This window comes from Actinomycetospora lemnae (genome assembly GCF_028737315.1).
Taxonomy (GTDB): Bacteria; Actinomycetota; Actinomycetes; order Mycobacteriales; family Pseudonocardiaceae; genus Actinomycetospora; species Actinomycetospora lemnae.
The window spans coordinates 70092-84227 of the sequence record NZ_JAQZAO010000006.1 but is presented as its reverse complement, the minus strand read 5'-3'; the positions used below and the strand labels follow the sequence as shown (position 1 = coordinate 84227).

The following is a 14136-nucleotide window of genomic DNA, read 5'->3' as shown; positions in this document are numbered from 1 at the left end:
CCGAGCAGGGACATGACGACGCTCCTGATCACCCCGACGCGGACGAGCGCCGCCCAGGAGCAGCGCCCAGCGCATGATCACGAGCACGCGCTCCTGCCCCCGCGCCTCGCCGGCGCCGGTGGAGCTACAGCTTCGTGAGCGGCACGCCGCCGATGAGCATCAGCCGCACGGTGCCCGAGGAGCCGAAGTCGATGGTGGCCGTGGCGCGCGAGCCGACGCCGTCGACGGTGACCACCGTGCCGAGGCCGTACTTGTCGTGGCTCACCCGGTCGCCGACGTCGAGCGAGATCGTCGGCGCCTCCTTCCAGTCCGGGCGCACCGGCGAGGGACGCGAGGCCCGGCCGGACAGGTCGGTGCCGGGACTCGCCCAGCGCCCGGAGCCGAAGCGCGTGCGCCCGACCGGCGAGGAGCGCTCGGAGCTGGGCTCGACGCGGCGCCACTCCCACACGTCGGCGGGCACCTCGTCGAGGAACCGCGACGGCGGGTTCGCCTGCGGCTGCCCGTACGCCGAGCGCATGATCGCGCGGGAGAGGTAGAGCCGCTTCTGCGCGCGGGTGATGCCGACGTAGGCGAGCCGGCGCTCCTCGGAGAGCTCGGCGGGGTCGGCGAGCGCCCGTGAGTGCGGGAAGACGCCGTCCTCCCAGCCCGTGGTGAACACGACCGGGAACTCGAGGCCCTTCGCGGTGTGCAGCGTCATCAGCGTGACCACGCCGTCGCCGCCGTCGGGGATCGAGTCGGCGTCGGCCACCAGCGACACGCGCTCGAGGAACGCCTCGAGCGACCCGGGCACCGCCTGGCCGTCGGTGCCCTGCGCCTGCTCCGCCGTCTGCTCCTCGACGGCCTCGTCCAGCCCCTCGGCGTTGAGCGCGTCCTGGACGAACTCGCGCGCGACGCTGACGAGCTCCTGCAGGTTCTCCAGCCGCGACTGCTCCTGCGGGTCCTCCGAGCCCTCGAGCTCCGCCCGGTAGCCCGAGCGGTCGAGGATCGCCTCGAGCACCTCGTCGACCGACGTGCCGTCGGCGACCAGCGCCGCGAGCCCGTCGAGCATCTCGACGAAGTCGGCGATGTTGCGCTGCGACCGCGTGGCCAGGCCGTGCACCTCGCCCGCGGCGGCCCGGCGCAGGGCGGCCGCGAAGGTGATGCGCTCGCGGTCGGCGGCGTCGGCGACCACCGACTCCGCCCGGTCGCCGATCCCGCGCTTGGGGACGTTGAGGATGCGCCGCAGCGAGACCGTGTCCTCGGGGTTCGACAGCACCTTGAGGTAGGCCATGGCGTCGCGGACCTCGCGGCGCTCGTAGAAGCGCACGCCGCCGACGATCTTGTACGGCAGCCCGAGGCGGATGAACACGTCCTCGAACACGCGCGACTGGCCGTTGGTCCGGTAGAAGACGGCGACCTCGCCGAAGCGGGCCTCGCCGGCGTCGACCAGCCGGTCGATCTCGGAGGCGACGAACGCGGCCTCGTCGTGCTCGTTGTCGGCGACGTACCCGACCACCAGCTCGCCGTCGCCCGCGTCGGTCCACAGCCGCTTGTCGCGACGGTCCGGGTTGCGGCTGATGACGGCGTTGGCGGCGGTGAGGATGCGCTGGGTGGATCGGTAGTTCTGCTCGAGCAGGATGGTGCGCGCCTCGGGGTAGTCGCGCTCGAACTCGACGATGTTGCGGATGGTCGCGCCGCGGAAGGCGTAGATCGACTGGTCGGCGTCGCCCACCACGCACAGCTCGGCCGGGGGCACCGAGCCGTCGTCGCTGCCCGCCGCCAGGGCCCGGACCAGCATGTACTGCGCGTGGTTGGTGTCCTGGTACTCGTCGACCAGGATGTGCCGGAACCGGCGCCGGTAGTACTCGGCGACGTCGGGGAAGCGGGTCAGCAGGTCGACCGTGCGACCGATGAGGTCGTCGAAGTCGAGCGAGTTCGACTGCTGCAGGCGCTGCTGGTAGACGGCGTAGACCTCGGCGGTGCGCTTCTCCGCCTCGGTGGCCGCGGCGTCGGCGGCCTCGATCGGCGAGACCAGCTCGTTCTTCCACGCCGAGATGCGCGCGAGCAGCCCGCGCGGCGAGTACTTCTTCGCGTCGAGGTCGAGCCCGCGGGCCACCGACGCGACGAGCCGCCGCGAGTCGTCGGCGTCGTAGATGGAGAACGTGGAGCTCAGCTCGAGGTGGCGGTACTCGCGGCGCAGGATGCGCACGCACATCGAGTGGAACGTCGAGACCCACATCGCGTTCGCCCGCCGGCCCACCAGCGCGGCCACGCGCTCGCGCATCTCGGCGGCGGCCTTGTTGGTGAACGTGATGGCCATGACCTGGCCCGGGCCGACGCCCTGGTGACGCATCTGCCAGGCGATGCGGTGGGTGAGCACCCGCGTCTTGCCGGACCCCGCGCCCGCGACGATGAGCAGCGGCGACCCGGTGTGCACCACCGCCTCGCGCTGCGGGGGGTTCATGCCCTCGAGCAGCGGGTCGTCCGCCGGGTCGGGACGGTCGGTCCCGCGACGCAGCGCGCCGCCGGCGCCCGCGTCGTCGCCGCCCGCAGCGGCCGCGGCGAGCCGGCGCGACAGGGCGGACGCCGCGGAGCGCACGGGCGGGCCCGACCCGACGTCCGACGTGGTGTCCGACGCGGCGTGGCGGGTGGCGGGACCGGTGCTCATCGTCGGTCCACGCTACCGGGGCCCTCCGACAGCGGTGGTCCCGTGGCGTCCCGGGTCTGCCCCGGCCGCCCACCCCGGACGGCGGGCCGTTTGGCCGCACGCGCCGCCGATGGCATGATGACCGCCGTGCGCGAGCAGTCCCGTCGATTTTCCTACGGGTACCGGACCCCGGTGCCCGTGGTCAGCTGACGCGTCCGCCGCGCTGCCACGCCGCCCCGGAGTCCACGGACCCCGGGGCGTTCTCGTGTCCGGGGTCGCGAGGGCCCACCGACCCGGGTACCACCCGGACACACCCTGGAGGCCGATCCCCGTGAGTGCCGCGACCAGCTCCACCGACAGCCCCGCCGACACCGGGGACGGGTCCGCCGACGCGTCCACCGGTGCCCCGTCGGCCCCCCTCGCCCCGGCGACCGCCGACGAGATCCCCTCCCTGCGCGAGGAGATCGACGCGATCGACGCCGAGCTGCTGCGCCTCGTCCGGCGCCGCTCGGAGATCTCGCAGCGCATCGGGCTGGCGCGGATGGCCGCCGGCGGGCCCCGGATCGTCTACAACCGCGAGATGCAGGTCCTCGCCCGGTTCCGTGAGCTCGGCGCCGAGGGCCGGGAGCTCGCCATGCTGCTGCTGCGGCTCGGGCGCGGACGGCTCGGCGGGCGGGCCTGACCCCCTAGCACCGCGGGCGGCCGGCGACCCCGACCCGACACCCTGAGGTGTTCCGGGGTCCGACGAGCACCGACCACACGCCGGTGGTGGCACGCTGGTGTCATGGGAACGGTCATCGACCTGATCGCCACGATCGTCACCGTGCTGAGCCTGCTCGCCGCGGTGGGCTACGGCGGCTACCTGCTCATGATCTCGTCGGTGGCCTCCAAGCGCCCGGGGGCCGCGCACCTCGCGACCGACGCACGCAAGCGGCTGCCCGCCGCCGGCGGCCTGGCCCTGGGCGCGCTCGTCGCCCTGCTCCTCACGGGTGGCGGCATCCCGCTCGACGTCATCGGGCTGCTCGTCGGCGGTGGCGTGGGCCTCGTCGCGACGAACCAGCTCCAGGGCGCCCGCAAGCGCCTCGCCGCCCCGCCGCGCTGAGCCCAACGGTCACGTTCCGGCGCCCGGCGGTGCTTGACCTTCGGCTGTCCGGCGAACGAACGTCAGTGGTCGGCCCAACCCGCGGACACGCCCGTTGGGCGCCCGGACACGAACGGTGGCACCTCGTCCCCTGGACGGCTCTGCACGATCGGGTGACGCCCGAGTAGCTATTCCCCTACGGGGAGTGGACACGGGACGAGGAGCCGAGGGACATGGACGAGCGTGGTGGCAGGCACGCCTGGTTCGACGAGCCCGCGGAGGTCACGGGCACGTTGGTGGCCCCGCCGACCGTCCCGCCGCCCGCCCTGCCCGGTGACGGTCCGGACGCCGACGACCGTCCGGCCGAGGGCGTAACGCCGGACGAGGTCGCGATCGATCTGGTTCCCGTGCCCCGACGTCCGGTCGACGACCTGCCGCCCGTACCGCCCCAGGACGAGGCCCGTCACACCGACGGCGTCCCGGTGACCGAGCTCCTCGCCCGCCTCACCGCGTCCGCCCGCCGGGTCCGCGAGGCCGAGCGCGGCGAGGCCGTGCCGGCGCCCCGGACCGCCGGCGCGTCCGCCGACGCCGCGCGGCGCGCCCTCACGCCGGTCGCCACCCCGCACAGCGCCGACACCACCGCCACCGGCTCCACCGAGCTCGACGCGGCGCTGGCCTTCGCGGCCGCGCTGGAGGAGGCCGAGGCCGCCGAGGCGGCCGGCGCCGTGACGGTCGCGGCCGCTCCGGCCGCTCCCGCTCCCGTCGCTCCCGCCGAGTCCCGGCCCGACGTCCCGGCCCCGCTCGCGGGCCTGGACTCGGGCCCCGTCTCCGGGCTCGGCGCGGCGCGGGCCGCGGCGGCCGCCGACCTCCGCGCGTTCGTCCGCGAGGGCGACACCGGCCCGGCGCTCGTGCGCCCGCTGCCGACCCCCGGTCGATCGGCCCGTCGGCGCACCAACCCGTTCCGCCGCACCAACACCCGCGCGTTCGGCGCCACCACGGGCGCGCTGCTCGTGGCCGGCACGGTCGCGAGCGTCGCGGGGCTGCCGTTCCCGGGCCTGCCCGTCGAGGAGGCGCCGTCGCCCGGCGGCCCGGTCGCGCTCCCGCCCGGCGCGGACGGCGGCCTGCCCGGCCTGCCGGGTGCGCCGGGCGCGATCCCCGGTGTCGTCCTGGGCCCCGACGGCCTGCCCATCGGCACCGGCATCACGCTCAGCGCCGCGGTCGCCGACCTGGGTCTGGGCCTCGGCGCGCCCGGTGGCTCGGCGGTCGCCGGCGGCGGGCTCGCCGGCGTCGACGGGCCCCTCACCGGGGCGCCGGGCGGCGTCGGTGTCGTGGTCCCGCCCGGTGGCGGCGCCGGTGGGGGCACCCCCGGGGTCCCCGGCGGGCCGGGTGCGCCGGGCGGCCCCGGCACCCCGGGCACCCCCGGCGGCCCGGGCACCGGCGGCGGCACCGGCGGTGGCGGCGGTGGTGGCGGTGGTGGCGGCGGCGGCGTGATCGGTCCCGTGGTCGGCGGCGTCGGCGGGGTGATCGGCGGCGCCGGCGGCGTGGTCGGCGGTGCCGTGGGCGGCGTGGGGAACACCGTCGGCAACGCCACCGACGGCCTCGGCACCACCGTCTCCGGCGCCGGCCGCACCGTGGAGACGCTCACCGACGGGGTCGGCACCACCGTCACCGGCGTCACCGACGGCCTCGGCACCACCGTCGGTGGGGTCGGCGGCGTCCTCGACGGCCTGCTCGGCGGCGGGACGCCCGCCCCCACGCGCGACCCGGGCCTCGTGGGCACCGTCGGCACCGTCGTCGGCGACACCACCGGCACCCTCGGCGGTGCCCTGCCCGGCCCGCTCGGCGGCCCGGTGACCGGCCTCGGTGGCACGGTGAACAGCACGCTGCGCTCCCTCGAGTCGCAGGTCGTGGACCCGGCCGTCGGCACGGTCACCGGAGCCGTCGGTGACACGGGCGGGACCGTCGGCGGCACGCTGCGCTCGGCGAACCACGACGTCGTCGCGCCCCTCACCGGCACCGTCTCCGGCGCCGTGGGCGACACCGGCACGACCGCGTCCACCACCCTGCGCGCCACGGCGGCCGACGTCGTCGACCCGGCCGGCGCGACCGTCACCGGCACCCTCGACGCGGTCGGGGCCGCCACCGGCGACGTGCCGGTCGTCGGCGGGTCGACCTCGCGGCTGGTCGAGGACACGGCCGACACGGTCGGCGACACCGTCGACACCGTCTCCTCGACCGTGGAGGAGACCGGCGACGCGGTGGAGGACACCACCGACGCGGTCGAGGAGACCGTCGACGACACCGCGGACGCCGTCGGCTCGGTCGTCGACTCGACCGGCGACACCCTCGAGGACACCGGCGACGCGGTCGGCGACACCGTCGACGGGCTGCTCGGCCTCGGCGGGGACGACGACAGCAGCGACCAGAGCAGCGACGACAGCGGCAGCAGTGCCGGCAGCGACGAGGGCGGCAGCAGCGCCAGCAGCAGCGCCAGCAGCAGCGCCAGCAGCAGCGACGAGGCCGGTGACGAGAGCAGCAGCTCGGCGTCCGAGAGCAGCGACGACAGCGGCAGCAGTGCCGGCAGCGACGAGGGCAGCAGCAGCGCCAGCAGCAGCGACGACGGCGGCAACACCGGCGGCGACACCGGCAGCGACGACGGCGGCGACGGCGCCGGCGGCAGCGACGACTGAGCGGGCCGGCGGTGACCTGGGCCGCCGCCGGGCGCGTGGTCGTCACCCGGTCGGGACCTCTACTGTGACCCCCGTGGACCCGCGGACCCGGAGCAGCCGGTGAGCTCTCCCCGCGTGGTCGCCGGGCGATACCGCCTCGAGGAGCGCATCGGGTCCGGGGCGATGGGCGTGGTCTGGCGCGGGACCGACGAGCGCCTGGGCCGGGTCGTCGCCGTCAAGCAGGTCTTCCTGCACGCGGGTCTGGACGACCGCGAGGCCGAGGAGGTCCGCCAGCGCACGCTGCGCGAGGGCCGCATCGCCGCGCGTCTGCAGCACCCGCACGCGATCTCGGTGTTCGACGCCTCCATCGAGGGCGACGAGCCGTGGCTGGTCATGGAGTACCTGCCCTCGCGCAGCCTCGCGAACGTGCTCGGCGAGCAGGGCACCCTCGAGCCGCGCACGGTGGCGCGCATCGGGCGGCAGGTCGCCGACGCCCTCGACGCCGCCCACCAGGCCGGCATCGTCCACCGCGACGTCAAGCCCGGGAACGTGCTGCTCGGGGCCGACGGCACCGTCAAGATCACCGACTTCGGCATCTCCCGCGCCACCGGCGACCTCACGCTCACGCGCACCGGGATGCTCGCGGGCACCCCCGCGTACCTCGCCCCCGAGGTGGCCCGCGGCGAGGACTCGACGTCGGCGTCCGACGTGTTCTCCCTCGGCGCGACCCTCTACGCCGCCGTCGAGGGGGTGCCGCCGTTCGGCGCCGACGACAACGCCCTCGCGCTGCTGCACAACGTCGCCGCCGGCAAGGTCGTGCCGCCCGCGCAGGCCGGGCCGCTGACCGCGCTGCTCATGCGGCTGCTGCGCGACGATCCCGCCGAGCGCCCCAGCGCCGCGCAGGCCCGCCAGGAGCTGGGCCGCATCGCCCACGCGGGCGGGCGCACCGAGGAGCCGCTCGCCGACCTCGTGGCCCCGGGCCCGCCGGCCCCGGCGGTCCCGGAGGCGCGGCACTCGTCCGACCCGTGGCTCGCCGGCCCCGCGGCGCACGCCGGTCACCTCGCCGCCCCCGGCAGCGGCCCCGCCCCCGCCGGCCCGCCCACGCGCCAGGGCATGCCGATCCCCGACGCGCCCGCCCGCCGGCGACTCCCGCGGCGGCCGACGGCGGCGATCGCGGTCCTCGTCCTGCTCGTCGCCCTCGCGGCCGGTGGCATCGTCGGCGTCGCGCTCCTGTCGGGGAACGGCTCCGACTCGAGCGGCGCCACGGTCGCGTCACCGGACGCGCCGCGCGCGGACCCGGCCGCCGCCATGGTGGCCGCCGTCCGCGACTACTACGGCGTGGTCACCAGCGACGAGGCCGCCGGCTGGGCGCGCCTCGGCCCGGGTCTGCAGAACCAGACCGGCGGCTTCGCGCGCTACCAGGCGTTCTGGGCGACGATCGCGTCGGTGCAGGTCGTGGACGCCGCCGCGGTCGACGGCGACACGGTGCGTGCCACCCTCGACTTCGTGCCCGAGGGCCGCGCCGCCATCCGCGAGGTGCACGAGCTCGGGATGGTCCGCGGCCCCGACGGTCGCTGGCTGATCGACAGCGACGAGAGCGTCGACGGGGCGAGCCCGCGCGCCGCGGCCACCGGCCTGCGCCTCGAGACGCCGCTGGCGGAGGGCCCGACCACCTCCGCCTCCCCCTCTCCCGCGGCCGAGTCCGGCGCGGACCACGGGGACGACCGGGACCGCGGGGACGACGACCACTCCGGCGACGACGACCCGGGCCGCGGCTCCGACCGTGGCTCCGACCGTGGCTCCGACCGCGGCTCCGACCGTGGCTCCGACCGTGGGTCCGACCGCGGGTCCGACGACCGCGGGCACGGGGACGACGGCTGAGCGCGCCCGGCTCAGACGAGCCGGCGGTCGCTCGCCCAGCGCGAGAGCTCGTGGCGGTTCGACGACTGCGTCTTGCGCAGCACGCTCGACACGTGGGTCTCGACGGTCTTCACCGAGATGACGAGCTCGGCGGCGATCTCCTTGTACGACCAGCCCCGTGCGAGCAGGCGCAGCACGTCGCGTTCGCGGCGGGTGAGCTGGTCGAGCTCCGGGTCGACGACGCCGGTCGCGCCCGGCCGGTCGGCGAACGCGTCGAGCACGAAGCCCGCCAGCCGCGGGGAGAACACGGCGTCCCCGGCGCGGACGCGCACGACGGCGTCGGCGAGCTCGCGTCCGGAGATCGTCTTGGTGACGTAGCCGCGGGCGCCGGCGCGGATCACCGAGATGACGTCCTCGGCGGCGTCGGACACCGACAGCGCGAGGAACACGACCTCGGGGTGCTCGGGGCGGGTGCGCGCGAGCACCGCGGCCCCGCCGCCGTCGGGCATGTGGACGTCGAGCAGCACGACGTCGGGCTTGCGGTGCCCGATGACCGCGACGGCCTCGTCGACCGACCCCGCCTCGCCCACGACGCTGACGGTGCGGCGCGCCAGCGACTCGAGCTCGGCGCGCACCCCGCGCCGGAACAGGGCGTGGTCGTCGACGACCACGACGGTGACGGGCTCGTCGGGTGTGGCTGTGGCGGACGGCTCGGTCATCGGGCCTCCTCCTCGAGCTCGCTGGGGTCGGGGCCCTCGGTCACGGTGCCGTTCGTGCCGTTCGTGCCGTTGGTCCCGTTGGTGCTGCGCGGGGTCCGGGGCAGCACCAGGCCGACCTCGGTGCCCTCGCCGGGCGAGGTGCGCAGCCGGACGCGGCCGCCGTGGCGGGTCATGCGGTCGCGGACCGAGCCCGCGAGGCCGCGGCGGTCCTCGGGGACGGCGTCGGGATCGAAGCCGCACCCGCGGTCGCGCACGAACACCTCGACGGTCTCCGGCTCCACCTCGGCGTAGACGTCGATCTCGTCGACGCCCGCGTGCTTGGCCGCGTTGACCATCGCCTCGCGGGCCGCGGCGACGAGCGCGGTGGTGTCGGGATCGAGCGGGGCGTCGCCGACGACGACCGGCGCGACCCGCAGCCCGTAGTCGTCCTCGACCTCGCCCGCCGTCGACGCGAGGGCCGCGGCGAAGGTGGCGTCGCCGGCGCCCGCGGGGTGTCCCGCGTCCCCGCCGGGCGGGCCGTAGAGCCAGGCGCGCAGCTCGCGCTCCTGGCTGCGGGCCAGGCGACGCACCTCGCGGCCGGCGGCGTCCTCGCCGGCCTGCTTCTGGATGAGCGCCAGCGTCTGGAGCACCGAGTCGTGCAGGTGCGCGGCGATGTCGGCGCGCTCCTGGCCGCGGATGCGCTCGCGGCGCTCGGCACCGAGCTCGCGCACCAGCCGCATCCACCACGGCACGGTGAGCACCACGACCCCGGCCAGCGTCGCGAGCGCGGCGAGCAGGCCGAACTGCACCTGCGAGAGGTCGACGTTGCCGAGCAGGAACGCCGCGATCCCGGCCGTCACGAGCACGGCGCCGGCGAGCAGCCGCAGGAGCCCCAGCCGGCCCCCGACGAGCCGGCGCGAGCGTCGCGCCAGGCCCGTCTCGGCGTCCGGGGTGTCGGCCTCGCGCCACACCAGCGCGACGCCGGTGAGCACCACGGCCAGCGGCCCGACGATCCAGCCGGAGAGCTGCCCGCCGATGCCGGAGAGCACGAGCGCGAGGAGCACGCCGAGCGTCGCGAGGCCCAGGCCCTGCCGGCGCTCGCGCGGCGGCACGGTGCGCCGCACCCCGCGCGGCTCGATCGGGCAGAACAGCCAGAGGAGCGCGTAGGCGGCGAACCCCGAGCCGGCGGCGGCCACGAGCAGCACGAACACGAGCCGGACGCGCAGGACGTCGACGCCGAGGTGGTCGGCGACGCCGCCGGTGACGCCGGCGATGACCGCACCCTCCCGCCGGCGCCGGACGCGGCGGATCCCGGGAGTGGCCGGGGCGGACGGAACCGTGGAGGCGGCAGCAGCACCCGCGCCGCCACCCGCGCCGCCCGCGCCGGTGGCACCGGGGGCGGCGGGAGCGACGGCGGGGTCGATCCCCTCGCGCCGGGGTGCCACGTCCTCCACGTCACCCATCGTCACACGGCACCGGCCCCCGGTGGCTCCGGTGCGACCCCCGGGGTCCTCGGGGTCGCCTCGGGGTGGGGACCGGGGTCGCTCCCGGATTCCGCGGCCCTCCCGCTCGCCCAGTCTCGGTGGGGCGAGCCGGCCCGGACGTGGTCGGCGGGACACGCGCCGCGGAGCCCGGCTCCGACGGTCGACGAGGGAGGATGAGGACGATGAGCAGTCCGGGGCAGGGGTCGCGGGCGCCGGCCGGCGCCGACGTCGGCACGACCCTGCGCGAGATGTGGGCGACGCGCCCCGCGCGCCTCAAGGAGGACCGCAAGGTCGCGGGCGTCGCGGCCGCGATCGCGCGCCGCTACGCGATCGACCCGACGATCGTGCGGGTCGCCTTCGTCGTGGCGGCGTTCTACGGCATCGGCCTGCTGGTCTACCTCGCCGGCATCCTGGTGCTGCCGCGCGTCGACGAGCACGGCCGCCGCGAGACCCCGGTCTGGGCGATCGTCCTCGGGAGCCTGCTCGGGATCGCCGCGGTCGCCGGCGCGTTCTCCGGCGACCTCGGCACCGTCATCGGTGTGGTCACCGTGGTCGGCCTGTTCTACGCGCTGCACCGCACCCGCGGGCACCTGCGCGACCCGCAGCGCCCGATCGACCCGGCCGACGCGAGCACGCCGGCGGAGGGCCTCGCGGCCGGCGACACCACCGACACCCCGCGCCCGCCGTCGTGGGACCCGCTGGGTGCCGCGCCGTTCGCGTGGGACCTGCCGGAGCCCGCCGAGCCGCCCGCGCCGAAGCCGCCACGCTCCCGGCTGGTGCCGGTGACGCTCGCCGCCGCGCTGCTCGCGGCCGCGGCCGTCGCCGGGCTGGGCCTGCTCGGCGTGCTGCCGCTCGGGGCCACCGCGGTCATCGCGACCGCGCTCGCCGTGGTCGGCGCCGGCCTCGTCGTCGGGGCGTTCCTGCACAAGGGGCGCGGCCTCGTCGTCGCCGCGGTGCCGCTCGCGCTGGTCCTCGTGGCCGCCGCCAACGGTGGGCCGGGCCGCGGCGGACCGTGGGACGACGGCGTCGCCCCGTGGACCGACGACCGCACCGGCGCGGTCCAGGCGCTCGGCGACGCCACGTGGGCGCCCGCCCCGTACGCCGTCGCACCGGCGTACGAGACCGCCTACGGCGACATCACCCTCGACCTGCGCGGCCTCGCCGCGGTCCCGCCCGGCACCCCGCCGGTCCGCACGCAGGCGCAGAGCGGTGCCGGCGACGTCACCGTGATCGTCCCGGCGAACGCCGACGTGGCAGCGACCTGCGAGTCCGGCGGCGGCGACGCGCAGTGCCTCGGTGCCGGACCCATCCGTGACCTCGGATCCGACGGACCGGGCGGACCGGTCATCGATGTGCAGGCCGTCAGCGGCGGCGGAGACGTGGAGGTGCGCCGTGGATGAGCGCTCGCCCCGGGACCCGTACACGATCCACGACGACGTCGACGCGATCGACACCACGACCACCACCGACACCACGACCGACACCCACGACGAGGACACGGCGCCGGCCCGGCGTCCCGGTCCCGACCCGCTGGCCCTCGTGGCGGGCCTGACCGCGATCGTCGTCGCGGTCCTCGCCGTCACCAGCACCCTGGCCACGGTCGACCCGCGCTGGGTGCTCGTCCTCGCCGCCGTCGGCGTCGGGGTCTCCGTCCTCTGGGTGACGGTGCGCCGCCGCTCCTGACCGGACACGACACCGGCCGGTACCGCACCTGCGATACCGGCCGGTGCTCGTCGTGTCAGCTGTGGCAGTGACCGTTCGACGACGGCGGCACGTCCAGCGTGGGGTTGCGGTCGAAGAACCCGACGGGCATGAGCCGGAAGCCCGCGTAGTCGACGGGCATGATCGGCCAGTCCTCGGGACGCGGCACGTGGGTCAGGCCGAACGTGTGCCAGAGGACGACGTCGGCGCCCTGCCCGCCCTCGTCGAGGCTCCGGTCGGCGGCGGTCCACTCGGGGAGGCCCGCGCCGCCCGGGTGCTGGTTGACGTAGGCACCGGCGGGGTAGCGCTCGTGGGCGTCGTACGCCGTGACCCACAGGTGCCGCGTCGCGAAGGCCGCGCGACCCGAGACCACCGCGGTGGGGTCGGACAGCAGCGTCGGGCGTCCCTCCGCGAGCAGCGCGTACCCGACGGGGCGGCCGAACCGGTTGGTCGAGCCCGGGTTGACGACCTGCCAGCTCCGGTTGCTCGCCGGGTTCGCCAGGCGCGAGGCCTCGGACTCCCGGGTCAGGCGCGTGCGCGACTCGACGAACGCGTTGCCCCACGGGTTCTCCTCGCCGACCGGCAGCGGGACCGCCTCGACCTCCTCCACGGCGTTCGCGGTGCCGTCGACGGTCATGTCGAGCCGGGCCGAGAACAGGTGCTGGTGGAAGGGCAGCCCGAGGCCGGGCGCGGCCTCGGTGGCGAACCGGTGCTCGCCCGACGGCATTCCCGAGGTGAACGGGATGCCGGTCAGCTTGGCCTCGCACTCGATCGAGCCGTCGAGGTAGAGGTACCAGTAGAAGCCGTAGTCGTAGTTGCCGATGGTGGTGAAGAACGAGACCACCATGCGCCGCTGACGGCGGGTCTCCTGCGCGTTCGTGAAGAGGTCGGTGTGCTTCCAGAGCACCCCGTAGTCCTCCTCGTGCAGGCAGATCGCGTTGGTGATGGTGCGCGGCTCTCCGAGGTCGTCGGCCACCACGACGTCCATGTAGTGGATCTCGCCGAGGCAGTCGCAGCCGAGCTCGAGGGAGTTCGCGTACCGGGCGAACATGTACTCGCCGGCGTCGAAGTAGTTCTGCCAGAAGCGCACCGGCGACGGGTCGCCGTAGGGCACGACCATCTCGGCGATCGACGCCCGGTAGATCACCGGGCGGCCGTGGATGCCGATCTGGTGCAGGGTCAGGCCCTCGCGCTCGTTGAACCCGATCCGCAGGTCCCAGCCCTCCCAGCGCAGGCGGTTGCCCTCGACGGTGAAGCTGACGCCCTCGGGCTGGGTGATCTCGATCGGCTTGAGGGTGGTGCGCTGCGGGCCGACCTGCTCGGGGTCGTCGAAGTTGCCGGGCTCGTCGGGCACGGGGATCTCGGCGTGGTCGATGACCCGGGTGACCTCCTGGCGGGTGAGGTCGATGTAGGCGACGAGGCCGTCCACCGGGTGCGCCCAGGGCGAGTCCTTCTCGTGGTCCTGGCGGAAGCCCAGCACCCGCGCCATGCGGTGCCCGACCTCCTCCGGGTAGTAGGCGCCGGCCGACAGCGGCACGGCGCGCACCTTGTCCGGATCGATGCCGCGACGGCGCAGCGCGTCGCGCCACTCGTCGGAGGTGTTGACGATGCCCTCGATGATGTCGAACTCGGCGTCGATGATCGGGAGCTGGCCGCTCGTGGCGGGGTCGAGCTCGACGGCCGCGTCGATCTCGCGGCGGGTGGCGGAGACGACGACGTCGCGCGACGCCGCGCCGCTCATGTCGAGCAGCAGCACCCGGAAGCGACGGTCGATCGGGTCGCCGTCGGTGTACGCGAGCACGGTGGCCTTGTCGGGCTCCTCGAGCCCGGCGAAGCAGTAGCGCACGGCCTCGCCGAGCAGCCCGGCGTCGGCCAGCACCTCGCGGACCGTGCGGAACTCCTCCGGGGTGGCCATGTCCAGCGGGTGTGTGGCGGCGCCGGGGGCGACGCCGGTGGACGTGGGGGCGGTGGCGGTCACGGGCACTCCTCCTGGTGGGGGGTTCGGGGCTGGACTGGG

General features: G+C 76.1%; 10 protein-coding genes. 6 read left to right on the top strand and 4 right to left on the bottom strand.

Annotation, left to right across the window (positions count from 1 at the left end; genetic code table 11):
- Window positions 1-124: 124 nt before the first annotated feature.
- On the bottom strand, window positions 125-2443 hold the full coding sequence (pcrA, locus tag PGB27_RS15005) for a DNA helicase PcrA (RefSeq protein WP_274201486.1): 2319 nt from the start codon (window positions 2441-2443) through the stop codon (window positions 125-127).
- Between the two features lie 514 nt (window positions 2444-2957).
- On the opposite strand from pcrA, the gene PGB27_RS15000 reads away from it, so the two are divergent.
- The 4 genes from PGB27_RS15000 (at window position 2958) to PGB27_RS14985 (ending at window position 8257) form a co-directional block, all read left to right on the top strand.
- On the top strand, window positions 2958-3308 hold the full coding sequence (locus PGB27_RS15000; RefSeq protein ID WP_274201178.1) for a chorismate mutase: 351 nt from the start codon (window positions 2958-2960) through the stop codon (window positions 3306-3308).
- A 102-nt stretch (window positions 3309-3410) separates the two neighbouring features.
- The gene (locus tag PGB27_RS14995) at window positions 3411-3728 is read left to right on the top strand and encodes a hypothetical protein (protein WP_274201177.1); all 318 of its coding nucleotides are present in this window, start codon (window positions 3411-3413) and stop codon (window positions 3726-3728) included.
- Window positions 3729-3940: 212 nt separating this feature from the next.
- The gene (locus PGB27_RS14990) at window positions 3941-6397 is read left to right on the top strand and encodes an autotransporter outer membrane beta-barrel domain-containing protein (RefSeq protein ID WP_274201176.1); all 2457 of its coding nucleotides are present in this window, start codon (window positions 3941-3943) and stop codon (window positions 6395-6397) included.
- 99 nt (window positions 6398-6496) lie between these two features.
- Window positions 6497-8257 carry a serine/threonine-protein kinase gene (locus PGB27_RS14985; protein ID WP_274201175.1) on the top strand — a complete coding sequence of 587 codons (1761 nt, stop codon included), beginning with the start codon at window positions 6497-6499 and terminating at the stop codon, window positions 8255-8257.
- An 11-nt stretch (window positions 8258-8268) separates the two neighbouring features.
- Here PGB27_RS14985 and PGB27_RS14980 read toward each other — a convergent pair whose 3' ends face one another.
- Together PGB27_RS14980 and PGB27_RS14975 are read right to left on the bottom strand one after the other, a co-directional pair.
- On the bottom strand, window positions 8269-8955 hold the full coding sequence (locus tag PGB27_RS14980; protein ID WP_274201174.1) for a response regulator: 687 nt from the start codon (window positions 8953-8955) through the stop codon (window positions 8269-8271).
- The gene (locus PGB27_RS14975) at window positions 8952-10397 is read right to left on the bottom strand and encodes an ATP-binding protein (protein WP_408630072.1); all 1446 of its coding nucleotides are present in this window, start codon (window positions 10395-10397) and stop codon (window positions 8952-8954) included. Before PGB27_RS14975 ends, PGB27_RS14980 begins: the two co-directional genes overlap by 4 nt.
- A gap of 203 nt (window positions 10398-10600) precedes the next feature.
- Here PGB27_RS14975 and PGB27_RS14970 point away from each other — a divergent pair, with 203 nt between their 5' ends.
- Together PGB27_RS14970 and PGB27_RS14965 are read left to right on the top strand one after the other, a co-directional pair.
- Window positions 10601-11818, top strand: a complete 1218-nt coding sequence (locus PGB27_RS14970; protein WP_274201172.1) for a PspC domain-containing protein — start codon at window positions 10601-10603, stop codon at window positions 11816-11818.
- On the top strand, window positions 11811-12101 hold the full coding sequence (locus PGB27_RS14965) for a hypothetical protein (protein WP_274201171.1): 291 nt from the start codon (window positions 11811-11813) through the stop codon (window positions 12099-12101). Before PGB27_RS14970 ends, PGB27_RS14965 begins: the two co-directional genes overlap by 8 nt.
- Before the next feature lie 55 nt (window positions 12102-12156).
- Here the strand turns inward: PGB27_RS14965 and PGB27_RS14960 are convergent, their stop codons facing one another.
- On the bottom strand, window positions 12157-14097 hold the full coding sequence (locus PGB27_RS14960; RefSeq protein ID WP_274201170.1) for a primary-amine oxidase: 1941 nt from the start codon (window positions 14095-14097) through the stop codon (window positions 12157-12159).
- Window positions 14098-14136 lie beyond the last annotated feature (39 nt).

Bases quoted from the DNA above. Each gene is read 5' to 3' on its own strand.
- PGB27_RS14980 (WP_274201174.1), bottom strand. From the start codon at position 8,955: ATGACCGAGCCGTCCGCCACAGCCACACCCGACGAGCCCGTCACCGTC.
- pcrA (WP_274201486.1), bottom strand. From the start codon at position 2,443: ATGAACCCCCCGCAGCGCGAGGCGGTGGTGCACACCGGGTCGCCGCTG.
- PGB27_RS14970 (WP_274201172.1), top strand. From the start codon at position 10,601: ATGAGCAGTCCGGGGCAGGGGTCGCGGGCGCCGGCCGGCGCCGACGTC.
- PGB27_RS14995 (WP_274201177.1), top strand. From the start codon at position 3,411: ATGGGAACGGTCATCGACCTGATCGCCACGATCGTCACCGTGCTGAGC.
- PGB27_RS14975 (WP_408630072.1), bottom strand. From the start codon at position 10,397: ATGGGTGACGTGGAGGACGTGGCACCCCGGCGCGAGGGGATCGACCCC.
- PGB27_RS14990 (WP_274201176.1), top strand. From the start codon at position 3,941: ATGGACGAGCGTGGTGGCAGGCACGCCTGGTTCGACGAGCCCGCGGAG.